This window comes from Adhaeribacter arboris (assembly GCF_003023845.1).
Lineage (GTDB): Bacteria > Bacteroidota > Bacteroidia > Cytophagales > Hymenobacteraceae > Adhaeribacter > Adhaeribacter arboris.
The window spans coordinates 1,874,302-1,900,267 of record NZ_PYFT01000001.1 but is presented as its reverse complement, the minus strand read 5'-3'; the positions used below and the strand labels follow the sequence as shown (position 1 = coordinate 1,900,267).

General features: G+C 42.4%; 18 protein-coding genes. 5 read left to right on the top strand and 13 right to left on the bottom strand.

Annotated features, from left to right (window positions below; all coding sequences use genetic code 11):
* Nucleotides 1–528: 528 nt before the first annotated feature.
* Nucleotides 529–1,389 (bottom strand): DUF6371 domain-containing protein, encoded by an 861-nt coding sequence (locus AHMF7605_RS07825; RefSeq protein WP_106928067.1) that lies wholly within the window; start codon nucleotides 1,387–1,389, stop codon nucleotides 529–531.
* Nucleotides 1,390–1,963: 574 nt separating this feature from the next.
* Between AHMF7605_RS07825 and AHMF7605_RS07820 the strand changes: the two genes are divergently transcribed.
* Nucleotides 1,964–2,317 (top strand): SDR family NAD(P)-dependent oxidoreductase, encoded by a 354-nt coding sequence (locus AHMF7605_RS07820; RefSeq protein WP_158267471.1) that lies wholly within the window; start codon nucleotides 1,964–1,966, stop codon nucleotides 2,315–2,317.
* 1,008 nt (nucleotides 2,318–3,325) lie between these two features.
* Entirely contained in the window at nucleotides 3,326–5,785 is a 2,460-nt protein-coding gene (locus AHMF7605_RS07810; protein WP_158267470.1) for a Kelch repeat-containing protein, read from the top strand.
* Between the two features lie 55 nt (nucleotides 5,786–5,840).
* Here the strand turns inward: AHMF7605_RS07810 and AHMF7605_RS07805 are convergent, their stop codons facing one another.
* From AHMF7605_RS07805 to AHMF7605_RS07760, 10 genes are all read right to left on the bottom strand, one after another.
* Nucleotides 5,841–6,482 (bottom strand): hypothetical protein, encoded by a 642-nt coding sequence (locus AHMF7605_RS07805; protein WP_106928059.1) that lies wholly within the window; start codon nucleotides 6,480–6,482, stop codon nucleotides 5,841–5,843.
* Nucleotides 6,479–7,372 carry a DUF4097 family beta strand repeat-containing protein gene (locus tag AHMF7605_RS07800; protein ID WP_106928057.1) on the bottom strand — a complete coding sequence of 298 codons (894 nt, stop codon included), beginning with the start codon at nucleotides 7,370–7,372 and terminating at the stop codon, nucleotides 6,479–6,481. Before AHMF7605_RS07800 ends, AHMF7605_RS07805 begins: the two co-directional genes overlap by 4 nt.
* Before the next feature lie 34 nt (nucleotides 7,373–7,406).
* Nucleotides 7,407–8,120 carry a hypothetical protein gene (locus AHMF7605_RS07795; protein ID WP_106928055.1) on the bottom strand — a complete coding sequence of 238 codons (714 nt, stop codon included), beginning with the start codon at nucleotides 8,118–8,120 and terminating at the stop codon, nucleotides 7,407–7,409.
* Nucleotides 8,120–8,653, bottom strand: coding sequence for an RNA polymerase sigma factor (locus AHMF7605_RS07790; protein ID WP_233218977.1), 534 nt, complete (start codon nucleotides 8,651–8,653; stop codon nucleotides 8,120–8,122). Before AHMF7605_RS07790 ends, AHMF7605_RS07795 begins: the two co-directional genes overlap by 1 nt.
* 1,027 nt (nucleotides 8,654–9,680) lie before the next feature.
* Nucleotides 9,681–10,322, bottom strand: coding sequence for a response regulator transcription factor (locus tag AHMF7605_RS07785; protein WP_106928053.1), 642 nt, complete (start codon nucleotides 10,320–10,322; stop codon nucleotides 9,681–9,683).
* Nucleotides 10,309–11,328 carry a sensor histidine kinase gene (locus AHMF7605_RS07780; protein WP_106928051.1) on the bottom strand — a complete coding sequence of 340 codons (1,020 nt, stop codon included), beginning with the start codon at nucleotides 11,326–11,328 and terminating at the stop codon, nucleotides 10,309–10,311. The genes AHMF7605_RS07785 and AHMF7605_RS07780 overlap by 14 nt, the downstream gene beginning before the upstream one ends.
* A gap of 421 nt (nucleotides 11,329–11,749) precedes the next feature.
* A complete protein-coding gene (locus AHMF7605_RS07775; protein ID WP_106928049.1) occupies nucleotides 11,750–12,406 on the bottom strand; it encodes a hypothetical protein in 657 nt (218 codons plus the stop codon).
* Between the two features lie 116 nt (nucleotides 12,407–12,522).
* Nucleotides 12,523–12,828 carry a hypothetical protein gene (locus tag AHMF7605_RS30130; RefSeq protein ID WP_199200209.1) on the bottom strand — a complete coding sequence of 102 codons (306 nt, stop codon included), beginning with the start codon at nucleotides 12,826–12,828 and terminating at the stop codon, nucleotides 12,523–12,525.
* 536 nt (nucleotides 12,829–13,364) lie between these two features.
* The gene (locus tag AHMF7605_RS07765; protein ID WP_106928047.1) at nucleotides 13,365–14,243 is read right to left on the bottom strand and encodes an alpha/beta hydrolase family esterase; all 879 of its coding nucleotides are present in this window, start codon (nucleotides 14,241–14,243) and stop codon (nucleotides 13,365–13,367) included.
* Nucleotides 14,244–14,513: 270 nt separating this feature from the next.
* Entirely contained in the window at nucleotides 14,514–15,014 is a 501-nt protein-coding gene (locus tag AHMF7605_RS07760; RefSeq protein WP_233218975.1) for a GyrI-like domain-containing protein, read from the bottom strand.
* A 719-nt stretch (nucleotides 15,015–15,733) separates the two neighbouring features.
* Between AHMF7605_RS07760 and AHMF7605_RS07755 the strand changes: the two genes are divergently transcribed.
* Nucleotides 15,734–18,769, top strand: a complete 3,036-nt coding sequence (locus tag AHMF7605_RS07755; protein ID WP_106928045.1) for a TonB-dependent receptor — start codon at nucleotides 15,734–15,736, stop codon at nucleotides 18,767–18,769.
* Between the two features lie 121 nt (nucleotides 18,770–18,890).
* Here the strand turns inward: AHMF7605_RS07755 and AHMF7605_RS07750 are convergent, their stop codons facing one another.
* On the bottom strand, nucleotides 18,891–19,463 hold the full coding sequence (locus AHMF7605_RS07750; protein WP_106928043.1) for a transposase: 573 nt from the start codon (nucleotides 19,461–19,463) through the stop codon (nucleotides 18,891–18,893).
* 306 nt (nucleotides 19,464–19,769) lie between these two features.
* Between AHMF7605_RS07750 and AHMF7605_RS07745 the strand changes: the two genes are divergently transcribed.
* A complete protein-coding gene (locus tag AHMF7605_RS07745) occupies nucleotides 19,770–20,372 on the top strand; it encodes a hypothetical protein (protein WP_146153543.1) in 603 nt (200 codons plus the stop codon).
* Nucleotides 20,373–20,732: 360 nt separating this feature from the next.
* A complete protein-coding gene (locus tag AHMF7605_RS07740) occupies nucleotides 20,733–22,079 on the top strand; it encodes a GntP family permease (protein WP_106928039.1) in 1,347 nt (448 codons plus the stop codon).
* A gap of 451 nt (nucleotides 22,080–22,530) precedes the next feature.
* Here AHMF7605_RS07740 and AHMF7605_RS07735 read toward each other — a convergent pair whose 3' ends face one another.
* Nucleotides 22,531–25,866: a glycosyl hydrolase gene (locus tag AHMF7605_RS07735; RefSeq protein WP_106928037.1), complete on the bottom strand. Its 3,336-nt coding sequence runs from the start codon at nucleotides 25,864–25,866 to the stop codon at nucleotides 22,531–22,533.
* Between the last annotated feature and the right edge of the window lie 100 nt (nucleotides 25,867–25,966).

The window sequence follows — 25,966 nt, the reverse complement described above, 5'->3', positions numbered from 1 at the left end:
ATTCACCAGCAAGTGATACGAGCTGATTTTTCATCTGACAAGAGCCGGTAAGGAAGTTTCCGGCTTTTATGACAAGTAGTAGAATTATCTCATGTTATATAGTTAAGGGTAGTTTAACTTTTCTAAATTTTAAATTTTAAGTGATTTCCAGTTTCTGTGTTCAAGCAACTTATCCTAATACTGGCCTAATACTGAAGCAATATTGGTCCATTAATTACGAGTAGGTTTTAGTTTCTTCTTTTTAGATTATCTACTTTGTTCTGATTTTCCTTAGATGATTTTTACGTCTTTCGGGCAATACTTAGATAAATTTTGAATTCTGATGAGGCAAAGATAAAAATTAGATCTAAATACAAAATAAATTCTATAGAATTAGTAGAGATTAATTAGCAAATTATTGATTCTGAAAGAGGTAAATTGATTTAAAATTCAAGCGGAAAATAGTAGGGCCTTAAGCAGGAAACTTGAAGAGTAGACACTGGAAATAATAAAGAGGTAACGAGTAACCTGGTAAGCAAGCAATTTTAATTACATTCCGGCACGCCGCACTAAAATATCGGCAATGTCATCGCCGTCTTCCCGGTGTTTGTCCATTTCTAAAATGCGGGTGCGGCAGCCTACTTCTTTTAAAATGGCCTGCATGCGCAGGGCGCCTTCCCGACCGGTTTGGTGCATGTCCGGAATAATCATGACTTTACGCCCTTGCAGTACCTTGGCTTTTTCTTTTTTTAAACTCACCGCTCCACCGGTAGCTACCCAAATAAAATCCGGAAAATGTACGTGCCCGATTATAGCCGATTTTTCACTTTCTACCATTACTACCTTGGCGGAAGCAGGGTACCGGATTAATTGAAATTCGCCGAATAAGCAGTATTCGTAACCTGCCTGGTTGGTAAATGCTAAAGGGCTAGGTTTGCTTTTTGCTTCGTCTTCGGTGGCTTTTACCCGGTGGCCGTTGGATTGGTAGTAAATTCTTTTGGGCTTGCGGTACTGTCCGGCTTTGTCCTGGTACCAGAATAAGGTGCCGCCCGCTCTGGTAGTGCCAATGGAAAAATACTGCAACAAATAATCGGCGGTAGTAGGATATTTAGCTTGCAGCCAAATTGCGAAATTATTTATGGAATAGCTTTTTAACGTTTTTTGAACCAGGTCGGCGGCAATAATACGGAGCGGCGCTTTAGGAGCCGGGGTAAAATTCAGGTTTACCGAAATAGCTTTAGCCGGAAGATGGGGAAAAAAGCTATTACCACAGCTATAGCAGTGCCCAAGGTCAGGATTTGTAACGCCGTCCAGAATAAGCGGGGAAAACTTGCCGTCTTTGTTATTTTTGCCGCACGGGCAGGTAGGAGCCACCTTAAACCGGTTCGACTGGACAAATGTATAATTCATAAGCTAAAAGATGACTAGGTAATTTTAATCATTTTTCACCTATATAACACTACCTTCACTCAAAGATTATCCGGTAAAATTTAAACGAAAGCAGAAAACTAATGCTCCGGAAATTTTACACATACCTATTATGCATACCTCTAAAAGCAAGAGTATTTTACTTTAAAACTAAGTAACTGGAACAGAAAATTATCATTTTCTTTTATAGTAAAGTTGTGGTTGCCATAGGCTGCTTCCTGCATCCGTTTATGTATCAGTAGAGGCAATTAGCTGGGTATATTTACTTAGGTATAACTATTCCGGTATTGTCTCGGGAAAGGAAAAGCTATAAAACCCGGGTTGATAGCTCCAGATTATCCACTTTCATTTACAGGACCCCACCTGACGCATTTCAACCACTTACGAAACAACTTTATAACTTGGTTAAAAATTAAAACTAGGAATCTAATTTCTCTGAACTTTTGCTTACATTATTTTAAAAAGGCCACTAACCAAACTAAGTTTTCTTTCTTTTAGTGGAATAGCTAAGGTAGCGATTGGATTTACAAACCGACCGGTAATCGCCTGCGGGTATTTGGTAATTATATTTCTGAGCGGTTGCGCCACTTCAATAGTAGGGCATTCTGGACAGCAAAAAACAGCGGGTAAAACCTTCGTGATTGTGGGAGCTGCGAGTGGTTTTGGCCGGGGAGTAGCCGAACAACTAGGAACTTATAAAGCCAACGTAGTTCTGGCGGTCCGCCGCACCGATTTACTCGAAGAAATTGCCACCAACATACGGACTGCCGGCGGAACGGCCCTAGTGGTTAGTACCGACATCAGCAAACCCGAAGAAGTAGAACGCCTGCTGGAAACCACTCTCCGGGAGTATAAAAAAGTAGACGTTTGCATTAATATGGCCGGTGTAGGTGGTATTGGCTGTTTTTGAGAAATTCTGCTGGCCGACCAGGGTGCCATTGTGGATATTGACCGGAAAGAAGTAATTTACGGAAGCTACGCCGCCATAAAACAGTTCCAGACTCAAGGTTACGGCACCTTAATTAATCTGGGTTCCATTGAAATCGAAAATCCCCTATCCTTATATAATTTGTGCGCCAGCGTGCCGAGGAACGAACAAAGGAAGTTTAGAAACTTTCTTCAGGCAAACACAAACTATTCCATTGCATGAACAACGCCATAAAGAGAAAACTTTTCATCCATGTTAATTAGAAAACATCTTCCATTTAATCCTACTAAAAGTGAATGTAAAAGATACCAGAGAATTTAGATTATTCTTGTTAAAGTTATAAGGATGCCCGAACTATCCGGAAAATAGCTAGAACTAAAAACAATAAATGCAAGTAAATAGAGTATAAGAAGGCATTTAAAAAGTTTTGAAGATAATTCTTCGGGACCTGTTTTTATGATTTTAAATAACATTTACTTTAGTTAGATTAATAAAGTTATAGGATTGAAAGTAAGTCAGAAAGGTTAAAACTGAGCTATATATTCTCTGTAAACAAGAAACTGCATTAGCTTGATGTAAAAGAATGTACTAGTACCTGGGTTGATTAAAATTATGTTACCAGAATACAAATAAAAGCCACCACTTAAACCTATTAATTACTTTATCATGTAAATTGGGGTATGATGTACCTATTTATAAACCCATATCCGGAACTAAGGAGGCGGCGCTGTTTCCTTTTTTTCAATTTTTAAATTCAGTTACCGGTAATTACACTAAATATTTTCCAAACTGATTTTACTCTTTCAAATTTCTATGATTTAGTTGAAAGGCAATGAGTTCTACCATCAGTTAGGAGCCATTCTAAAATTATTGCTATCTAGTAAATCTACTTATTGCGTTATGGTTACGTTTTCATTTTACCCTAGATTCTTACTTTTTTTGCTGTTCGGATTAGGAGGTGTAATTCCTTTAACTTCTTTCGCAAATGCTGTGGCAATTAATCGCGTAAAAGCAGCGTCCCACAAATCCGCCATAGTTACGGCTACCAACTCTTTTACAAGTTCTTTTTCCCTGGTTTTTGGTGCATCGCCTGCTTTTGAAAACAAGCAATATACTTTTACTTTGCCGGAAAATTCTGCGCTGGGTACCAGTGTGGGAACCATAAAAGCCACAGCTGCCGATGGCGCCAGTTTAACCTATAAAATAACCGCCGGCAATACTAACCAAGCTTTTGCCCTGGATTCTACCACCGGCGCCTTAACCTTAGCCAAATTCCTAAATCGGCACACGCAGAGTAGTTATCAGTTGAGCGTGCGGGCCTCGGATAGCACCGGACTTGCGGATAGTGCCAGCGTAGCTATTACCCTGATTGCCCCAACCGAAGAAATTGCCGTGGACAAAGTTACCTGGAGTTCCTTATCCGATCAGCCTTATATATTTTACGAAGGACAAGGTAAAAGCGTGAATGGCAAATGGTATACTTTTAGTGGTTTCGATAGCGAAAAGCCGAGCTTTACTCCCACAAGCCGATCTTATTATTTTGACCCGGCCATTAACACCTGGGAACCCATCGCGCCCATGCCCCCCATGAACGGCACTAATTACGGCGGCGTAACGCACGCCGGTTTTACCACCGATAATAACGACATTTACTTTGCCGGCGGCTATACTGCCAATGAAAGCGGTAAAGGACAGATTTTAGGTACGAAAGAAGTTTGGAAATACGTAGTAAACAAAGATCGTTACGAACGTTTACCGGACCTGCCCCGGATTAGCGCTACCGGGCAATTAGAATACCTCCAGGGCAAACTGCATTATATTGCCGGTACCGACCGGGTAAAAAAAATTGACCTGGACGACCATTACGTGCTGGATTTAGATAACCTAGCGGCCGGTTGGGATACTCTGGCACCTCTGCCCAGTGCGCGGCAGCACGCGGGCTCGGCGGTATACGAAGGAAAAATTTACTTTATCGGGGGGCAAACCGGCCACGACGAAGGTTCGGTAGCTACCCGTTTGGTGCACGTGTACGATCCGCAAACCAATAACTGGACCCGGGTTGCCGATATTCCCGTGCAGGAAAACACCGTCGGTATTGCGCATATTTCGTCGTCGGTAGTAGTAAGAGGTAACCAGATAATTGTCATTGGGGGCGAATACGAGTTTCAGAAAGGAACCCGGCTGGTTTCGGCGTATTCCCCGGCCACTGATACCTGGGACGATCTTACTCCTTTACCTCTCATTATGCGCGGAGGGGTGGCTACGCTTATAGGAGGTAAACTATATTATACTGGTGGCAAAAACGTGCGGCGCACCTATGTGGGCGAACCCTTATCGGAACAAAAAATTATCCGCTTAGCCTTGGTAAACGCCGAAAATGGCGAAGAAATCCGGTTAATTGGGAAAGGAGCAACCGTAAACCTGGCTAATTTACCTACAAGTAAGGTAAGTATTCGCGCTACTACCAGTCCGAATGCCGTGGGCAGTGTGGTATTTCAATTGAGCGGCGCTCAAACGGTAACGCAAACGGAATCTAAGTTGCCTTACGCCTTATTAGGTGATCGGCCGGATTCTACTTATGTGCCCTGGAACCCGGTGCCAGGAGAATATACCTTAGATGTTACTCCTTATTCGGCAGCAGGAGGCAAGGGATTACCGGGGACTACTTTAAAAATTAATTTTACTATTACCGATGCGCCTTTAGTAACCAATTTAACAACTACTAACAATTTAAAGTATGAGTTAGATACTCTTAACCTGGGAGTTCCCATTTACACCGACCGTACTTATGTAACGACTTCGGTGCCGGAGCATTTAATAAATTCAGTTATTGTTAAAACGCCAAACGATGACAAATACAATAACGGGGCGGGAGTATTTGCTTTGGAGCTAACCCGGCCGGCAACGGTTTATGTAGCTTACGACCCACGGGTAAAGGTTTTACCGGGCTGGTTAGAAAATTGGCAAAAACAGAAGGAGGAGATTTTAGTAAATGATGAGAAAAATAACCGTTACCAGCTTTATAGCCAATCCTTTACTGCGGGCCCCATCACTTTCGACGGCAACCGGGCTAGTCCGGCGGCGGGTTCTTTAAGTAATTACTTTGTGGTTATTAAAGCACAACAGGATACGTCCAAGTTAGTTACCGGCATTGACAAGCAAGCTGGCAGTGTAAATCAAAACAACCGGCTGCTTAAGGTTTATCCTAATCCCATTAACAAAGGTGAAAAGTTATCTTTAACTCTGGAAAACTTCGGCAAAAAAGAAGAAGTATCGCTTACCTTATACGATGTAGCGGGTCGGACGATGCTTACCCAAAATTTAATGACTAACTACCTGGGGAATGCCAATTTAATTATTCCGGTACCGTCGTTGCTCCGATCGGGGGTATATATTATAAAAATTGTAAGCGCATCGGGTACCCGACAGCAGAAACTGGTTGTTCAGTAAAAGGTTAAGACAATTATAAATAACTTTATTTATGATTTTTTTGGAAAGAACCGGTTTAAAAAGCTAAACCTAAACGAATTTCAGTCATTAGGTCAATCCGGTTTTTTGTGGCGGGGTAGGCTTTTATTTTGTTGCGGAGGCCAAGGTCGAAATCCACGAATGCCCAACGACCTAACCTTCGCTGAATGCCGTAAACTAGGTCAATCGAAAGCTGTTGCTGATTTTCGCCCGGCCGGGTGCGCCCGTTCAAATAAGCGCCCAGGTAATTGGCCGAAAAGTTGTTCGCGCTTTTTCCTTTCAAAATACGATTATTCTGGTTGTAGTAATACCGTAATCCTCCACTGATACCTACGTCACGTACCCGATCGCGGTCGGCCTGCAAAGTAGGACTGACGATCCAGGACCAGTTGGGCCGGATTTTTCTTTCGTAAGCCAGGCGTAATACGTTCGACTTCACAGAGTCTTTATTCCCACCTAACGAAAACAAGAATAAGGCAGGTCCGATTAAATCAATTTTAAAAAGTTGGAGCTCTTCTTCCTGTACCCGGATCAGGTGGTTATAGGTTTGCACTAAGTTCGAAAAATGAGTGGTATCCATTTCCTCTTCACTAGTTTTGATCGTTACTTTTTCCTGAGCAGAGAGAATTGCCGGGAAAGAAACAAATAACCAAGTAGCTAAAAACAGTATCTTTTTCATTCGGTTTCCAGGGTAATTTTGCCAAAAGTGGTTTTAACATGTATGGCCGGCAAATGGGCGGCACCGTATTGCCAGGTAGCCGACTCGTTCGGTTTGCGCTTAATTGGCGTGCGAAAACTTTCCGGGACCGTGATATTCCCAAATTCAGTGGTAAAGTAGTATTGATTCGCTTGGGCATTGGTAGCAGCCAAACTGATATCGGATTTAGACGCATCAATTTTTAAACTTTGAATACCCGTTAAATCGCCTAAACTCATATCGCCTAAAGTAGTATTAAATTCTGCTTTGCCCGATAAACCCTGTATGCTGGTTTTGGTGTGATTGAATTGGGCCCGGATTTGCCCGCCTAGGTTTTTTGCGGTAAAATCGCCGAAATAATTTTTAAAAATATTGTTTCCTTTTACCTGGTCCAGGGTAATATTGCCATAGCGGGTATCTACTTCCGTTTCGCCATTTTTATTTGATATAGTGGTATTTCCGTATTGATTTTTAATTTTTAAAGAAGATTCCCGGGGTACCCATATTTCATACTCAGCCAATAAAAGGGCTTTTATGGGAAATTTGCCACCAGGAACGGCAAAGTAGTTTTTTACCTGCACAGCGTCTCTCTTTTTCTCCAGAATATAGCGTTGGTATTCGAGGGCTTCCCGGGCGACTTCGGTAGTAGGAGCTTTGGCAACCAGCCGGAGTACTACTTTTACTTCCTGACTAGTCCAGCCCATTACCTGGATGCTGGCTTTCTCACCTTGTATAAAAATAATTTCACCGGCTTTATAAGGAAAGGATTGCTCCACCGTTTTGGTAACTACTTGTACCTTACTTTGCGCCAGCAACCGCCCCACCGAAAAAAAGTGCAGAAGTAAAAACCCGTATGTTCGTATATAGTGCATGATGGTATTCGGGTAGAATCAATTTATTTTAAAATCAAATGAGCAAAAGTTGTAAGAGTTGCTTGCCCACTTCCGTTTTTTCTTTTTCAATGCGCACCAGGTAATTCATTAATTGGGTTTGTTCCTGGTGTTGGTTTAGCTGGCCCGTTAGTTCGTGTCGGGCGGCTTCCAGTTCCAGGTACTCGTTAAGTAAACCCCTGAATTTAGAATTAGTACATTTTTCCTGGAGGGTCTGGCAGTTTTCGCGAACAAAATCTAGCACCTCATCTTCGTCGCTCAACGAAGCTTCAAATAAAGTTAAGTTTAAGGGGGCAACTATTTCCTGGGAATAAGTAAGACTTGGCTCTTGGGGTAATTCTATAGTTTGATAATACCAAAAGACACCCAGAAATAGTAAAATACAGGCAACTACCGCATAGAAAACGTACCCTCTGGCAAATACTGGTTGGGCGGCTTTGCCGGCCCTTTTCCTCATTCCCCGGAAAATGCTTGGGGTTGTTTTCCCTTCTGGCACTGTATTTTTATCCGCTACTAACTCTTCTTGCTGATTCAGTTTCTCTTCCAAATTTTCCCAAGCAAGGGGAGCAAGTAAGATTGTTGTTTTTAATTCCTGAACAGCTTGGTGCAATGGCTGGGGGTTTCGTTCCTGATCTAATGTCTGCTCCATTAAGGGCCAAACCTTTGCCGGAGCGGGGTAGGAGGGCAGTTGGGCAATGGCTCGCTGGAGAATATCTTGCGGCTCCTTCATTATTTTACATCCTTTAATAAGCGTTGCAATAATTTTTTAGCCTGAAAAAGCTGCGACTTGGAAGTTCCTTCGGCAATGTTCAATAAATCAGCTACTTCGCGGTGGGTATATCCTTCTACTTCTACCAGTAAAAACACATTCCGGTAACCATCCGGTAATTGGCGAATCGCCTTATCCAAGTATTCACCCGTTAAATTCTGGTCCCATTCAATCGGCGAACGAAAGGCAACCTGTTCTTCTAAAGGCTCCAGGAAAAGCGTTTTGCGTTGTTTTTTCAGACCAGCCCGTACAACAATGGTTTTAATCCAGGCTCCCAGGGAAGATTGAGCCTTAAAGCTTGACAAACTGCGAAATACTTCCAGAAAACCTTCCTGCAAAGCATCAGCGGCTTCTTCTTCGTTGTTCAACATCCGGAACAAAATGGTGTACATGGCATCTTTGTATTTTTCGTACAAATGGCGCTGAGCCTGCCGGTTGTTTTGCAGACAGCCTTGTAAAAGCACGGGTTCGGCAGGGTCCGGATAATACGCCACGAGTGGTTATAATTTTACTTCTATACCAAAGTGGTAAATTCCGGAGAAAGGGTTGTATTAAAAATAAAAAAAGCTGTAATCAGCTTAAAAGAAGTCAGTTAAAAAAATGTAAGAATTTAAAAACCGCTAAAAGTTTTAGAAGAAAGAAAAACAAACAGATTAGAAAAAAGAAAAGCGAGGAAGGAAAATAACCGGCATTTGGAAGAAGCAAATACTAAGTAAAGAGACAGATTTTTTGATCAATTCATGAAAACAGGAAGACAAGATTTATCTATTATTTTCTAGTGAAATTCTGATTTAGCTCGTCGATAATTGTATCAAAAGCCTCTTTACCTTAGTACCGCCCAAATTAATAATTATAGTTTTTAATTCTCTTCTTATTTAATTTAAATAAAAGAGAATACCGGAAGAATAAAAAAGTCAGATTTTAGCTTCTGACGGGTATTAGAGCAAGCGCTGGTTGTTGAACCATGTATTTGCTTTTAACCACGGTGAAAATTCTAATAAGCGGATTTACTATATAAGCTAATACTTGCATAATCTATTTAAGTTAGGTATTCTGTACTTGTTAACGATGAATTTCTAAAAACAACTATAACTGCCAGAGAAAAATTTTATTTTACTTGAAAAATACAATTAACAAAGTAGTATAATTCAAAATGGTACATTTATCAAAATAATAAGTTATTCTGGTCAATTATAATTTCTGTTTAATTTATAACCATTTTCCGCTCCCTTATGTTTCAATTTACCCGCACTTATTATTTCAGATTAAAATTACTTTATTTTAAGAATTTTATTCGATTATATGTATTTTGTTCTATTTATCTGATGAAATAAGCGAGCATAAATAACCTTTTAGTAGCGCCTTTTAAGAAGAGAAAGAGGTAATTAACTGGACGTAAGCACCTTATTATATTGCCTCCAATACTTCGTCAAAACTAAAGTAGACGCTTACTTATTAGATTAATTACACAAATATCAGCTTTTCTTTTGCTTTCGGGCAGGAAGAAGAAATCCTTAAAGTTTAAGCAAAATGTTCTAAAGCAAAGCGGAGCAGGGAGTTCTTACCCGTTAAATTTAATTTTTTAGAAATATTCATGCGGTGGTTAAAAACCGTTTTCTCGCTGATGAACAACTCATCCGCAATTTCTTTGCTGGTTTTATACTGGGCAATTAGTTGGGTAATTTGTCTTTCCGCGGGAGTAAGTAATTCCATGGCCTCCTGCGTTTTTTGTTTCTGCACCGTCTGCGGTTTCCGGAGTAAAAATGCCGACATTTCCGGGCTAATGTACGGGTTTCCTTCGGCTACCATCCGAATAGCGTGCATAATATCGGTAACGGCATTTTCTTTTAGTACGTAGCCGCAAATACCTAATTCCAGCGCTTTAAGCAGCGGCGCTTTTTCTTTGTGCATGGTAAGCAGGATAATAGGTAATTTGGGATTTTGTTCGAGCATTTTTTCGGCTGCTTCTAAACCGTTCATCCGGGGCATGTCAATGTCGAGCACTACCACATCGGCACGGTGGGTTTGCACGGCGTGCCAAGCTTCCAGACCGTTATTGGCTTGCGCCACCACTTTAAAATCATCTTCCATTTCCAGTCCTTCCCGTAAACCTTTCAAAAAAATGGGATGATCATCGGCAATAATTAAGTTAAGCTGTTTCATGAGTATCAGGCATTGGTTGGATAGGTATTGTTAAATGAATGGTAGTAACCTGGGGAGCAGCAGCGGTAAACGTAATGGTTCCTTTAATAATTTTAAGTTGTTCCTGCAGGCGTAAAAGATTAAAATCAGTGGTACTATTCTTTTTAAGGAATAAACAGAAAGAGGCTGACCCGGTAACCTGGATCGTACACGCAACTGCTTCGGGCTTAGAATGAACCGTTAAATGCACTTCCCAAGCTGCCGCATTTTTTTCGACTATTTCTAAGCATTGTTGAATAACCCGGTAAACGTAAATTTCGTGTTCTTTTAAAAATACGTTATCGATTTTCGGTAAATCTAAGGTTAAACGCCAGGCGGCCGCATCGGCTACTTCTTCCGTCAGGCTGCGAAGGGCTTGGGTTAAACCAAATAAGTTTAGTTCGTAGGGTCTTAAACCGTACGATATTTCTCTTATTTTTTGCAGCGTGTCGGTTACCATTTCGGCTAAGGTATTTATTTGCTCGCTGGTTTCGGCGGATTCGGGTAAATTATTTTTTAGCTTCAGAATATGATTCTTCATCAAAATTACACTTTGCCCCAAAGTATCGTGCAGTTCATTAGCCAGACTTTGGCGCTCTTGCTCCTGAGCTTGTATAAGTTCCTGCGAAAAAGTATTCTCCTGCCTTTCTTTCTTAAAACCAGTTGTTTTACCAGTAGTGAAGTGGCAATTTACTGGATATTCACTTTTTGTTCCTTGTTGATTTACAGGTAAACCGACTGGCAATTTGCCAAAATGTTGAAACAAAGATTTGGGCTTTTGCACCCAGGTTCGGTCCGAATTAAACTTTAGCGGAGCCTTATATATAGTACTTACAAACAGGTTCAAAGATGCAGAAGAATTATTACTATCTGTTCCTCTACCTGGTTCTGGATGGCCATTTACCCTGGATGCAGTAAGGGCATGGCTTGGCCAAACCGGATTTACCGGCAACCAATAAGCAGAAGTTTTTTTTGCGGGCGCAGCCATGTTATTTTATAATCAAAAACCCTTCGCTTCCTTTTAAACGGGGCAAGGGTAGTTACGGTAATAGATTAATTTATGTATTTTATTTTTCCGATATTCGGATGTAACAAATCTACCCAGGCAAAACCAGGAAGAAAATAGGTACTGGCACTCATATTTATGGGTAGTACTACCTATATAAACTCAATCGGTTTGGGGTTAAATCAAGTAATAAAGCTTTAGGATTTCAATCTTTACTGCTTTCCTATTAGTATTCTGATTAAGTTGGAGGTTAACTCTTTTTTTAATTTTTTCTGGATTATAATCATTAGGTGGTGATTCTATATACCAAAACTCACCAAGCTTGATGGCCGGTGAGTTTTCGGTTGGGTTTAATTTGGATTAGATTTGGATTGGATTAATTGTTAAATTCAGAGGATTCTACTTAAATAGCATAGGGGAAATTACGGGAGACTTTGCGCATCATGCGTTCAACTAAGTCATCGGTAGCAGAGGTAAAATCATCGTCCATGGTCTTGAAAAAGCGCCACAACAGCTCTCCATCCTGTCCGTTGTGGAGGGTCATGGTTAAGGAACCCGAACCGGTCTTCCCCGCATAGCCCCCGAATACCACGGCCGTGGCGAAAGCCGTCCCATCCGAACGGGTCTGCTCCATGTCGAACTTCCCGCTGATTACCGCATCCACGCCCAAGGCTTTGGCGATCTCCTCTCTCGTAAACTCCTCTAACTTGCCGTACATGCCCGCTTTTTTGAGTAAGCTGTTGGTTTTCTCCACCTCCTGGAACGTAACCGAGTACGACTTGGCTTTGCGCAGCAGGTAGGTATACAGGCTACTCTGAATATTTTGGGCTAAAGTAGTTTCTTGTTCCTGGTGGGCTTGGGGGTTGAAGTTCTTGGGTGGTTTGCGGTAGGTGATCTTGGCGGTAAAGGGCAGAATAGCCACGGTTTGGTGTTGCTGAATGGCCGAGGCAAGTTGGGGACTGGCAAAGATTTGTTTAGAACCTTCCCCGAGCAGCACTTGGGCTGGGCTCATCAGGGTAGTGGCAAAGAAGAATAACAGGAGCGTACAAAAGGTTTTCATCGGAGGGAAGAAGTAAAAGTTTAGAGTTAGAAGTTGAGAGTTAGAAGTAAGAAAAAAGACTAGCACGAAGAAAGAAAAAGGGAGCCAACTTACGGGTGTGCTCCCCTGGAAAGATGTTAGTTGCTGGCTTTGGCGTTAGTAGTAGAGTTAGAACCAGTGTTCGCGTTAGAATTAGTGTTGGTGGCAGTACTGGTTTTCGCTTGGGGCTTGTAGATGGCGCCGGTAGCAAAGTCAATGGCTAAGCCGGGCCAGAAAAGCAGCACGTCGGCCACTAAAGCCCCGACCCGGATTTCGCGTTGGGGCTGACCATCGGCCGGGCGGGTTTTCTGGTACTGGGTTACTTTGCCGCCAAATACGGTAGCACAGCTCGACATCGATACGGTTAATAAGACAACAGCGGCTACTTGGGTAATCTTTTTCATTTTCAGTTGAGAGTTAAGGATGGATGAATTGTTTTCTAAGTTATTTGGATGATTAAGTTGTTTTCTATGTTCGGTAAGTGCTTTGTTTTAAGAACATGACAAAGGTACTACCACGAACTACCCTAAGGAAATAAGCTGCACTGCTCATTTTTATGGGTAGTACTGCTTAGTTGCTGATTCCTAAAGAATGGGAATGGTGAATTTTGAGTATCGAATATCGAATAGCAGTATAACCAATTGCTAATTAGCTATTTGCAAAGTATCCATTCAGAGCGTCTTCATCCGTAATGCCTATTGTCCGGTTTTCCCGGAATTATTCAATATTTTCAACTGGCTGCTAGGAATTTGAACTGATTGCTTTTAAGGAAAGTATATCGGGTAGCCCAGCCGGAGGCCTGCTACATGATGAACCACAAGCGAAGACGCTCGCGGTAGAAGAAATTCAATTTTTAAAGAGAGAGTAGGAGAACTATATAAGGGAGGTTAGGCGATTATTCTTGCTAACTGGTTGTGGGCTGTTCGCCGTGAAAAACTTATTAATTTGATGGAATTTGGCGGGCAAAAAACTGCCAGGATTCGGTAAAACCATCTATGTCTGCCGGAAAAGTATGTTCGCCGCCTTTTACTTCTAAGAGCACTATTTCGGGCTTATTTTTTTCTTGGTACGTGAAGCGGGTAATACTTTGTTTATTGCGGGTATTTTTATCGGGTACATTTTCCACATTAGGTTCACCTTGATAACCCGCTAAGCCGGCCCAATAACGAAAGGTACCGTTAGTAGAATGTACACTGCCAAAGGAACTTCCGTTTACCACCACGGGGCCGCCCTGGTACGGATTAATGGGGTCTTGGGTGCCGTTGGTAATCATAACGGCCACCGGCTTTTTGGATTCAATACAATCCAGGTTAGGAGTATCCGGTAAGTTGGCGACGAAGGCGCTAATGCCTTTACATTTATCCGGCATGGTCAGGGCCAGTTTAAAAGCCATGTGCCCACCGCCGGAAAGACCAATGGCAAAAAAACGTTGGTTATTTATCCCGTACTTATGCGCGAAATACCGCAACATAGCCTCAAAAAAAGCTTGTTCGTTCATGTTTTCCAGGTTTGCCGCGCTGGTGGCCGCTTTCCGGCATTCGTTCCAGTATTTTTTATAACCATCCGGATACACCAAGAAAATAGGTTGCGGACCGGATTGTTTTTCCAGACTCATTGCTGCTTTCATTATGCCTTTTCCATCACCGCCTGAGCCGTGCAGCACAAAAATTAAGTTGTAATTTTGTGGTTTAATTTTCGGTTTATTAAAATGGAAAGTTCGGTAATGACTTTCTATTAAAACAGAGTCCGTTAGTACTTGGCATTTTGCTTCTAACAAGCATATTAGAAATAAAATTAAGCCAATACAAAATCCTTTCATTTTCCTGGTAAATCGTTTAGGTTAAGTAGTCGGGTAAGAGCGTATTTTCCGGCAATTAATGGTAATATCTAAAAGATAAATAAAATTAGGAACTTGGTCGGAAGTCTGCCATAAAAGTCGGGTTTATTCAAGAATAAGCCTAAAATAAATTAATGTTTGGCCGGCTACGAAGGTAAATCGAATCAAACAGAATTAAGGTCTGTTTGCCTTATTGACTGATTTCAGCCATAAATTTAGTTAGCTGAATTTACATTAGCCTTGAGAACGGGCTTAAGTAATAGAATTTTTAAGTTTTATAGGTATCCAAATTTCTTCTTCTGAACTCGGATCTTCATTTTTATACTTTTCGCCTAAAATCTCGAAATGTGGCCTGGTATCCAGCTCGTATTCAGAAGCGGGTAGCCAGGTTTCGAAAATATAACGGAAAGTTTTTTCTCCGGTACTGGCGGCACCTTTATGCCTAAAAATGGCGTACAGCCCACCTGGTAAAAGGAAAGATTCCATACCGTCCGGAACTTCATTTAAGTGCAAAACTTCTAATGCGGCCCACTTTTCAAATTCAGTGTGGGAGTTCATATTGTTCAGGGTAAAAGATGGGGCGTAAACCTGCATCGAAATAAAGTCGGAGTTTTTCCTGTTTTTTATTTGGTGGCGGTGAGGCATAAAAGATTGCCATAGTTCAGTGGTTCGATTAGCTGCCAAGCTCATTTTTAGGTGTTTGCCCACTAATTTCTTTTCGGGGATAGTTTCTATTCGGGGTATTTTATTCACGGTTCAAGTATTTAAAAGTTTGTCGGATGAAAATAGAATTATTCCTTTTTATTTTAGTAGCGGCATTTCCGTAGTTGCTGTTCCCTGCGTTAAAGACACTAAATCAGCTAGTTCGAAAATACTTTCTTCTAAAAATTAAATCTAACCATAAGATTGAAATTTTACTGTTCAAAGAAGTTTTCCTGGGCTGGTATAAACCCTATAGTCGTTCAATTTATATAAGTAAATCGCTTCAGGAGATAGAATTATTTTATGATTTACCTGAAGAATGAAGGTTAAAAACAGGTTATTCTAAAAATTCACCGGCAAATCACCCGTATTTACCGATTTTAATTTACCGGTTACCTTTAACTAGTTGGTAAACTCCTAATGCAAATACTACCTTCCGGAAAATATTCAGCAACGTTAATGGCAAAATCTCGTCTTATGGTAAAGTAGTAATTGACTGAATAATTTTTAACGTAAATGCGTTTTTTTTTACGTTACTTGTTAAATTATCTATTATCTATTGATTTTTTATCTGACTAATGATTTTTTTTGTGATTGAATTTCAATAAGGATAGTTAAATTATCTTTAGTCGATGAAATTGACCAATTCTATCTAGGAAACAAGCCGGTTCATCTATTTACCAAATGAAATTGTATGGGTTAAGCTAAGTTTGTATCGTGCATCAGGTTAAGTAGCCTGAAAACTTGAATTTTTAAAACTTAATATAGCTATGAAAGCATTCTTACCAGTTTTATTGCTGGCTTTTAGTAGTCCGATTGTAATGGCTCAAAGCCCGATCGGGTCGGCAAATTCTCAAACTTTAACGGCAGCTGTAACCAGTGCTGTTTCTACTACGCCAAAAGGAGATGCCAATATTTCCGGAACCATAGTAGATGCTGCTAACCAGCAAGGGGTAGGCTTTGCCACCATTACCCTGAACGACCCGGCTTCGGGCAAAGCCGTAGACGGAACCTTAGCCGACGAAAAAGGAAAATTCACCATCCCGAAAGTAGGAGCCGGTACTTACCAGGTAGTGGTAACGTTTATCGGTTACGAAACCCGCACCATCGACAACGTAAAAGTAGGCGAGAAAGATAAAAACGTTGACTTGGGAGAATTAAAAATCAACTCCAGCGCTATTGCCTTAAAAGCGGTTGAAATTCAAACCCAACGGGCTTTAGTCGAAGAAAAGGTAGACCGTACCGTCTACAACGCCGAAAACGATGCTTCTAACCGGGGCGGTGATGCCTCCGATGTATTGCGTAAAGTACCCATGCTGTCCGTGGATTTAGACGGCAACGTTTCGTTGCGCGGTAACCAGAATATTAAAGTTTTAATTAATAACCGTCCATCTACTATTACCGCCGGAAGTGTGGGGGATGCTCTAAAGCAAATTCCTTCGGATTTAATTAAATCGGTAGAAGTAATTACGTCGCCCTCGGCTAAATACGACGCCGAAGGTTCAGCGGGTATAGTAAATATTATCCTGAAGAAAAATAACTTGCAAGGCGGTAGTTTAGGAATTGATACCGGCATTGGCTTGCGGGGCACAAACCTGGGGTTAAATGGTTCTTACCGGTCAGGTAAAATGGGCTTTTCTTTGGGTGGATTTGGCCGTACCGGTTACAATACTCCCGGCAGTTTCGAAAACACCCAAATCACCACTAATACTACCGGCGACCAATTGACCACGCTGCAAAATGCCGATACCCGCACGAAAAACCTGATGGGCCGGTATACTTTGGGCTGGGATTATGATATAAACGAGAAGAACTATCTAAACTCTTCGGTAATGTTTGGCACCTTTAACGGACATTCTTTTCAGGATGATTTACTTACCCAAAGTTTCCGAAATGGAGCTCCGCTGAGTACTTTAAATCAGGAGGCGGAAAATAAAAATAACTCCGGCCAGGTAGACGTAAATGTGAACTATACGCATTTGTTCGCCAAGCCGCAGCAGGAACTCAGTATTTTAACTCAGTTTAGCCGCAACAACCGCACCAACGACTTCTTAAACCATACTTTAAATCCGGATGCTTTTACCCCGGCCCGTTTGAAAAACCTGAACGAGAGTTCTAACCAGGAAAGCACCGTACAAATAGACTATCAAAATCCGATTGGCAAAACCCAGATGGTAGAAGTAGGCGTGAAAGGGATTATGCGCCGGGTTTCCAGCGATTTCCAACGCTTTACCGCCGAGGCTACCGGCGATTATGTGCGCAGCGCAAATGCGCAGCTTAATAACGTTTTTAACTACAACCAGAATGTAATGGGTAGTTATTTATCGTATACTTTAACCACACCTAAACAATACAGTTTGAAAGTGGGTGGCCGTTATGAATACACCAATATAGACGCCGATTTTAAAAATAATCAGGAAACCACCAAGGACATTCCTTCTTACGGGGTGTTGGTTCCCAGTATTAATTTATCTAAAAAATTAAAAGGCGGCAACACCGTTAAAGCATCTTACACCCGCCGGATTCAGCGGCCTTCGTTGCAGTTCCTGAACCCGGCCATTCAAATTGCGGGTTCTAGCTTTGGCGCGAGTGGTAGTACCAAAAACATTACCCAGGGTAATCCTAATTTAGACCCGGAGTATACCAACAATTTTGAATTGGGTTACAGCGCCTTTATTAAACGGACTTCGCTCAACTTCTCGGTTTTTACCCGCAACACCAATAATTCTATCCAAAGTATCCGGGATGTGGTGGGTTTAGATACCGTACGGACTACTTATGCTAATATTGGCCAAGAAAATGCCTATGGGTTTAGTATTAACGGCAATGTGAATGTAGGTAAGCTCATGTTGATGGGTGGTACGGATACGTATTATTCCGTTATAGATAACAACGTGGCCGACCCTATTTACAACGCTAATAACAAAGGCTGGGTGTACAACTTACGGGCTTTTGGTTCTTATAACTTAGGTCAGGGCTGGGGTTTGCAAGGTTTTGGTTTTTACCGGGGCCGGCAAGTACAGTTGCAAGGTTACCAAGGTGGTTTTGGTATTTATAGCTTAAACGTTAAAAAAGATATCAACGACAAAAAAGGTAGCATTGGCTTTGGCGCCGAAAACTTTTTTACTACCACTATAAAGGTAAGAAGCGAGCAAACCTCACCCATCTTTAGCCAAAAGAGTACGAACGTTTTCCATAACCTAAACCTGAAAGTAAACTTTAGCTACCGCATTGGTAAAATGAGCAACGATAATGCGCCCCGTAAAAATAGAAAATCGGTAACCAACGATGATTTAAAAGGTGGTGAAAGTGGCGGTGGCCAGGATGCTGGTGCCAGCACAGGCGGAAGTGCTCCTGCAGGAGGTGGTGCCCCAGGAGGTGGTGCTCCTGCCGGTGGCCGACCAGGAGGAATGCCAGCAGGCGGACAAAGACCAGCCGGTGTACCTGCTCCCACAACCGGAATCACGCCGGGTCAAGCGCCCGCCAATGCTCCAGCCGCCGTGGATAGTTTAGCCACTCCCGGCCAACCAGCCAACATCAACGGTACCTGGCAGGCCAAAATGGGCGACTTTGAAATGAACTTGCAATTACAAGCCGAAGGAGAAACTTTAACGGGTACCATGCAAACTCCCAGAGGTGTTAACCCTATTGCTAACGGTAAAATAATTGGCAATGAAGTTAGCTTTACCCTGAACATTATGGGAACGGACGTGCCGAACAAAGGAAAAGTAGAAGGAGATACGCTTACGCTTTCGTCTAACTTCCAGGGTCAGGAGAGAGTCATTACCTTTACCCGGGTGAAATAAGCCGATTTTACAATTTGATTTTTATAGAAAAGACCTGGTTAAACCAGGTCTTTTTTTGCTTTAGGGTGAAGGTTTTAGTCTAAAACGCGCATTAATTTCAATCAGTGAAAGTTAAAATTCTTTATATACTAAAGAACTTGTCTTCTTCCCATTTTGCAGGATTATTCATAATATATTCCGAAATGGTTTGATACGCTTGTTCGTTCCGAATGATATGTTCGTAATAATTACGTTGCCAGATTATCTGGCCAGAACATAATAAATTTATTTGTTTGGTCACCACCCATTTATACCCCCGAACAATCGCCCCAACAGTATTGGATAGTGAACGTAGGGGCGAATCGCATTCGCCCTTATTGTTGAATTGTAATTGGATTTTATTCCAGGCCATATCATCCAAAATGGGCGAATGCGATTCGCCCGTATCATTAATGATTACGATTCCGTGCAGGTGATTGGGCATAATGACAAAAACATCCAATGCTACATTTGAGCGCTTTACCGGGGTTCTGACCCATTCATTAAATGCAATTTGTCCGTATTCACTCAGCACCGTATTTCCATTTACAATTTCTCCAAACAGATGTTCCCGGTGGTAGGGGCAGAGGGTAATAAAATAAGCACCCGACTGGCTGTAATCGTAGCCTTTGAGCCGGATGGAACGGCGGTGATGAATAAGAGGATTGTAGGCCATAGAGTAAAGGATGGGCGAATACAATTCGCTCGTACGGCCCGTATGAGCAATATGTATGCTAAAATAGCTTAAGCCATGTTGGGGCGTATAGCTATATACGCCCTTACTGGTTGATAATTTCGTTGGGGGAGTATGGCATACGCCTTTTCTTCCTTTCTTGGTAAATAGACCCGCAGTATATTTCTCCTACAACTTAAATAAATTGGCTACCGTTAGGGAACGATTAAAAAACAAGCTTATACCTGCAGGAATAGCTTAATTTTGTATTTTTAAGTTTGCCTGATGTTTGGCTTAAAAAAAACTTTTATGACCAACAAAACCGACGAAGAACTTGAAAATTATCTGGTTAATATTTGGAGTTACTCTTCCCGAACTATTTCTGCTGCACTAAATGAGTTACAAAATAGAGGCCGGTCATTTACCGAAGAGGAACTAGCCGAAATCCACGATATTATTAGGGCTAAGAAAGAAACCGAGCCTAAGGAGCGGAAAGAGGAGGATATTATGTTTACCAGCCAATGGCCGCGCAACCTGGTTACCGACCCGGATGCACCCGCTTACTATTCACCAAGAGTTATTTGGGGCTTCTCCATTTTTCTTTCCGTTCTTTTTGGGGCAGTGTTACTTTCTCTGAATATTGTAACTAAAAAAGCGAAATGGATCGTTATTGGTTTTGGCTTTTTATACACAACTGCCTTCGCATATATTTTTAATAGTTATGGTAGAACTATGTTTATTTCATTCATTATAAATGCTATTGGCGCTTCCATTTTAACCAACTTCTTCTGGAACAAATACATAGGAAGAGAAACTATATACCGAGCCCGTTCTATTAAAACACCCGTTATATTTGCCCTTATAATTTTAGGTATTTTTATCTTGTCTGATAGGTTAAGTAGAGGTTATTAACTGCCATATATGGATTAAATAAGTCTCCATTTTTTAAAAAACCGTAACTAAGTTCTTTTATTTCAAGCTTTGCTTAAGTATACTCTTTAGCTTTTCTAAATTAGCTTACATTATAATTTATAGTTGTAGAGGTTTGTGTTTTAATTACTTTTCTAAGCCATCTATCCCAGATTTTTAATTGCTGCGGGCAATACTGCTTAGAAAAAGTATCTTGGCTATTATGGATTAGCTGGAATCATCTGACCTACCTACTTAAGAGTAATTACCGGTTTTTCATATAACTAGTTTTTCTAAAGATAAACCAGTAGCTTTTGCGTAGTCGGCTCTACCTTTGCTCTCTGAAAAGTAAAACCAAGCCACATGACAAATACCTATTACTTGCTCTTTCTCCTGGTTACGAGTATTGGTTTTATTATCTGGATTACGGCTTACAAAAAAGTAAATGCTTTTTTTGCCTTAACCTTGGCCGCATTAGGAGTTGGTTTACTGAGTGGTTTGCCCTTAGCGGAAATTGTAACCGTACTAAAAACGGGTTTCGGCCATACCATGGAGAAAATCGGCTTGTTAATAATTCTGGGCACCACGCTGGGCGTTATCCTGGAAAAAACCGGCGCGACGATAAGCATGGCCAATGCCATTTTAAGAATGGTAAAAGAGGAAAATGCCCCCACAGCTATTGCCTTAACCGGCTTTATCATTGGCATTCCCATCTTTTGCGACAGCGGTTTTATTATTTTAAGTGGTTTAAATCATTCACTGGTTAAAAAATCGCACCACAAAATGCCGGTAATGGCGGCTGCTTTAGCTACCTCTTTGTACGCGGTGCATTGTCTGGTGCCGCCTCACCCGGGTATTACGGCCGCCGTTGGTACTTCTGGCGGAGATTTAGGCATGGTGATGCTGTATGGTTTATTGCTGGCGGTACCAGCGGCTTTGGTAGGGTTCGGATGGAGTGTTTGGCGGGGACGAAAGGTTGCCCACGAATACATCGACCATGAACCGGAGCTAAATCTGGCCCCAGGAATACCATTACCTTTGGCTTTTCTTTCTTTTTTACCCATCCTGGTGCCGATTGCTTTGATTGCTTGTAAATCAATTGTTTTTCTGTATGCTACTAAACAAACCATGGATCAAAGTATACTGTTGCAGATTATTTCTTTTATCGGAGAACCAGTAGTGGCGTTAGCAATCGGCATTGTTTTATCCTTTCGCCTGATTCAAAAACAAAACAAAAAAGAGCTGTCGCATTGGTTGACGGATGGGGTAGACAAGGCCGGAATGATACTAGCCATTATTGCGGCGGGTGGGATGTTCGGGGAAATGTTACAAGCCACCGGCATGGGTAAAAATCTGGGTGACCTGCTCAGCGGTTTTTCCCTGGGTATTTTCTTTCCTTTTTTAATTGCTACCATTCTAAAAACGGCCCAAGGTTCTTCCACGGTGGCGATTATCACGGCGGCTTCCCTGGTAACACCTTTGCTAGCCCATTTAGGCTTACAGTCGCCAACCGGATTAACTTTAGCCTTGTTGAGCATGGGAGCGGGGAGTATGATGATTAGCCACGCCAACGATGCTTATTTTTGGGTGATCAGTCGTTTTTCTAATTTGTCTACTTCGGCTACTTTAAAAGTTTACAGCGTAGCTACTTTATTAATGGGTGTTACCGTACAATTTATTATTTGGATCCTTTTTATGGTTTTAACGTAAGCTTGTTGTTATTTAATTAAAGGAATATAATTAATATTGAATGTAATTATTCAATCTGCCTTATTAAAAGTTTATCTGTGGAGCCTTTTCAAGTCTCCAGTTGGTGGTGCTATCTTATTTGTACCGTAACCCGTTTGCCTCGTGGCCGGCGGGTCCCGTTTGGCTCTTTCGAGCGGGTGGGAACGTGCGCAGCACGCCCCTACACGTCGGAATGCCTGCGGCACCGAAACCTTAGAAGGCCCTCTCTAGCCAAACTGCTGTCAATTGCTCGTAGCTACTAATTTTTACCTCTTAAGTAGTAATAAAGCCAGTAATTACATCTTGTTTTAATGGTTTCAAGTTGGTTAATATAACCTGTGCTGCCGGGGGAAACCATTTTGCTACATAACTAAACCGATTTTCCGGAAGAAAAATAGGAGAGGCTTTTCCATTTTAAATGGATATTGTGCTTTTACTTAACGGATAATACTTTCACGGGCCCTAACAAGCCGGCTGGTAACAGTTCTGAATTAGCCTGGTAAAACGGCATGGTGGTGTAGGTAATTTTCTGCTTCACCTCTGTTTGTTGATCGCCAATTAAGCGGTTTACCCATAAATTGGTAACTTTTACCTCTACCTTATTATTCCCTGCTTTTAGCGCATTGGTAGCATCAACCCGGAAGGGCTTTTTCCAGACAATGCCCAATGATTTTCCGTTTACGATTATTTCGGCTAAATTCTTGACTTCGCCCAAATCCAACCAGATTTGCGAGCCCTTGCTGATCTGGCCGGTTGGAATCGTAACGGTTTTGTTATAGGTAGCGGTACCGGAAAAGTACTTGATTCCGGCCTCGGGATTTTCGGTGTAAGAAGTTAATTGATTAAAAGTTGCCCCCGCGGGTGCTCCCCGGTTAGGTTGAAAAGTTACCTGCCAATTGCCCGCAACGGTAACAATCTCTTTTTCGGATGTTGGCGTTAAGGAAAAAGAGGATTTGGTGGTTGGTTCCTGAAAAATCACAAATACCGCATCGTTGGGCGTAAGGTTTAGGGTTATAGCGGTACGGCCTTTCGTGGTTTGGTAAGAAGTAGGTTCTGTTTTTCCGGTTTCCGGATGCCAGATTTGCGGTATTCTTCCACTCACCCGAAAACTTGCTTCTACTTTTTCAAAGCGGTCGCTACGATTATTTACCCAGTAAATTTCCCCATCTGGTAGTTGACGGTGCACATACAAAATTTTGGTATCGTTTTGCGGTTTCGTATAAGTAAAATCAGGCGCAATATTTAACGCCGGCAGCACTTCGCTTAATTCTTTACCCGTCATCACTTTTGGATTGCCCGAATTCCAGATTTCATTCACTAGCCGTTGAAATTCCTGCTTATCGTCTTTCAGGCTGGGTGTGTTTTCGGGTTTTACCCCGCTGATAGTAGCCCCGGCTTTTACCAAATGCGCTATTTTGCGCAATATTTTTAGCGACATGTGGCGGGCATTGTTGTCCAGATATAATACCTGATAGCTCATGCCGGATGGGGTAACCAGCTTGCCATCTTTTACCGATAACAAATTTAGGAGAGCGTGAGGATTGATAAAATCGTAATTGTAGCCTTCGGGAATAGCGGGTAGCTGGTTGCCGAATAAACCGGTAATGTTATTGTCTTCGCCGTAATAGTACACCACATCGGCTACAAATTTTCCTTGTTGCAATAAATAACTGTTGCGCGCCAGGTAATCGGTCCAGGCCTTCGCCTGATCGGACCAGGTTTCGTGGCGGTTGAACCACTGACCAAATGGCCCCAAGCCTAAACCGGGAATTTTATCATCCACCGGCTGGTGTACCGAAGTATGAATGACAAAGCGGTTTAAACCATTAGCTAATTCTAAATCAGCGGTAGGTTTTAATTGTTCCGGGGAGTAGGACCAGGCCTTGCCACCTAGGCCTATGGCTGTCAGGGATTCGGCGGCGGCTAAATTTTGCCCGTAGATATGAGCTACCGAAGCTGATTCCCGAATATCGGCCTGGGCCATCGTTATGGAGGAACCACCAATTCCGGGTATCCAGATAGCCGACATGGGAACGGCCGCAGTTCGTTTTACATCCATACCATCCCCGATAAAAACCCGGCCATTCTCATGCGATTCAGTGTAACGTTTCATGCCGTATTTTTCCAGGATGGTGGTGAGTTGGTCATAGTGGTTCTCGGCTATAAGTTCAGCGATGGTTTGGCGAAAATCCCATAGAAACTGATCGCTTGCTTCGGCGCTTTTAACAATGGCGCCCGTTAGTACCGGCATCCAAGTTAGCAAACTGTAACCCCGCCGTTTCTCAAATTCCTGGGTCATTAAGGGAGTCCAGGTCTCCTGCCCCGATTCGTAACTATCCGTAACCATAAATTGCAGACCTTGGCTGCCCATTAATCCGCCGGTGGCCTCTTTGTATTGGTTCAGGTAATTTTCAAAATAATCTTTTACCGCCCGCGCATCTAATTTGTCTACCTCCAAGCCGGTTGCTTCCGGAGAAGCCGGGTGGTTTTTTTTACCGGTGAGGGAATAGCCAAACCGTACAATCTTCCATTCGCCGGCGGGTGGGGTCCAGTTCAGAGTACCATTCTGACCCATTTTGCCGGTTATGTCTATCACATTCGCTTCGGAAATTACCTCGGTAGTAGGGGGAGTAGGATGCTGCGTTAAGTCCGTGGCGGTGGCAAAACCGGCTTTTTCTTCTAAGTGGTTCACCCGGGGAACCGGGTGCAGCATTATTTCGGCAATATCAGTGCCCGCCGGCGGTTTCGGCACTTCGCCGCCTTCCAGGGCAGCAAAGCTAAAGGGCGGTGGCGGATTCTTAAATGTGACGCGGTAAAATTTGGCGGTAGTAGCCGGAATAGTAATGGTTTGTTGCGGAACGCCGGTAAGAGGAATAAAAGCTACTTGCTTAAAATTTATGCCGTCACTGCTCACTTCTAAACTACGATTTTCCGAAGGACTGGCCAGGCCGAAAGGAGATTTGCTGCCCCCACCTACTACCGTAATGGCTTTAATGGTTTGAGGTTTGGTAAATTCAAATTGAATCCAGGCGTACCCTTTATTTGCATCGGAAGGTAAAAGATTGGTCTTATTTAAATCTCCATCGGTAAGTTGCGTTAAGGTAAAACTACCCGCACTGGAAGAAACTTTAGGGTTTAGTTCTGTTAAAGCTAAATCAGCTGTTGGCAAACGATAGGCTATTACGGCTACATCTTCGTAATACTCCGGTGGCGGAGCAGTCTTGGCCGTGAAAACACTCGCTTCTTCCGGAATGGGTAAGTTCTGAAAGGAACCAGTAGTAGCGGGTGGTTTGGGTAAGCTGCCGTTAAAATTCTGGCCGCCTTTTACCCGAATCTCCCGCCAGACTAATTTTTTCATGCCGTCTTTAGCCGGAACCCAGGGGCCACCGCTTTCGCTCCAACCCGGTGAACCGGCAATCGCCATTTCTAGTTTTAAAGAGTCGGCTAGTTTAGTGGTGAAACGGAAAGCATCTTTCCAGTCGGGTGTCATGTAGGTAAGCCGTTTCTCCACAATTTGGGGGGTGGTTAAACCCGCATCAAAATTCTGAAAACCGGCAATGCCCGAACGGTGCATCCAAAGCAGATCTTTGCGGATGCCGTCTTTCGTAATATTGCCGTTCATCCAATGCCACCAAACCCGAGGGCGCGCCGCACTGGCAGGATTTTGAAAGCCGGCCCGTAAATTGTTCGGTTTTGGCTGCTGGGCATAAACGACAAGAGCGCCGGAAGCAAATAAAAAACTTAAAAGAATTTTACGGAAGGCGGTCATAATGCTATAAGCTTGCTTAGAGTAAAGATAAGGGCATTAAGGTGTACACTGTTTGAACATGTATACCAGTTCTGAATTTTTGCTTTGCAACTCAGCCGGT

Bases quoted from the DNA above. Each gene is read 5' to 3' on its own strand.
- AHMF7605_RS07825 (WP_106928067.1), bottom strand. From the start codon at position 1,389: ATGAATTATACATTTGTCCAGTCGAACCGGTTTAAGGTGGCTCCTACC.
- AHMF7605_RS07805 (WP_106928059.1), bottom strand. From the start codon at position 6,482: ATGAAAAAGATACTGTTTTTAGCTACTTGGTTATTTGTTTCTTTCCCG.
- AHMF7605_RS07800 (WP_106928057.1), bottom strand. From the start codon at position 7,372: ATGCACTATATACGAACATACGGGTTTTTACTTCTGCACTTTTTTTCG.
- AHMF7605_RS07795 (WP_106928055.1), bottom strand. From the start codon at position 8,120: ATGAAGGAGCCGCAAGATATTCTCCAGCGAGCCATTGCCCAACTGCCC.
- AHMF7605_RS07785 (WP_106928053.1), bottom strand. From the start codon at position 10,322: ATGAAACAGCTTAACTTAATTATTGCCGATGATCATCCCATTTTTTTG.
- AHMF7605_RS07780 (WP_106928051.1), bottom strand. From the start codon at position 11,328: ATGGCTGCGCCCGCAAAAAAAACTTCTGCTTATTGGTTGCCGGTAAAT.
- AHMF7605_RS07775 (WP_106928049.1), bottom strand. From the start codon at position 12,406: ATGAAAACCTTTTGTACGCTCCTGTTATTCTTCTTTGCCACTACCCTG.
- AHMF7605_RS30130 (WP_199200209.1), bottom strand. From the start codon at position 12,828: ATGAAAAAGATTACCCAAGTAGCCGCTGTTGTCTTATTAACCGTATCG.
- AHMF7605_RS07765 (WP_106928047.1), bottom strand. From the start codon at position 14,243: ATGAAAGGATTTTGTATTGGCTTAATTTTATTTCTAATATGCTTGTTA.
- AHMF7605_RS07755 (WP_106928045.1), top strand. From the start codon at position 15,734: ATGAAAGCATTCTTACCAGTTTTATTGCTGGCTTTTAGTAGTCCGATT.
- AHMF7605_RS07750 (WP_106928043.1), bottom strand. From the start codon at position 19,463: ATGGCCTACAATCCTCTTATTCATCACCGCCGTTCCATCCGGCTCAAA.
- AHMF7605_RS07745 (WP_146153543.1), top strand. From the start codon at position 19,770: ATGACCAACAAAACCGACGAAGAACTTGAAAATTATCTGGTTAATATT.
- AHMF7605_RS07740 (WP_106928039.1), top strand. From the start codon at position 20,733: ATGACAAATACCTATTACTTGCTCTTTCTCCTGGTTACGAGTATTGGT.
- AHMF7605_RS07735 (WP_106928037.1), bottom strand. From the start codon at position 25,866: ATGACCGCCTTCCGTAAAATTCTTTTAAGTTTTTTATTTGCTTCCGGC.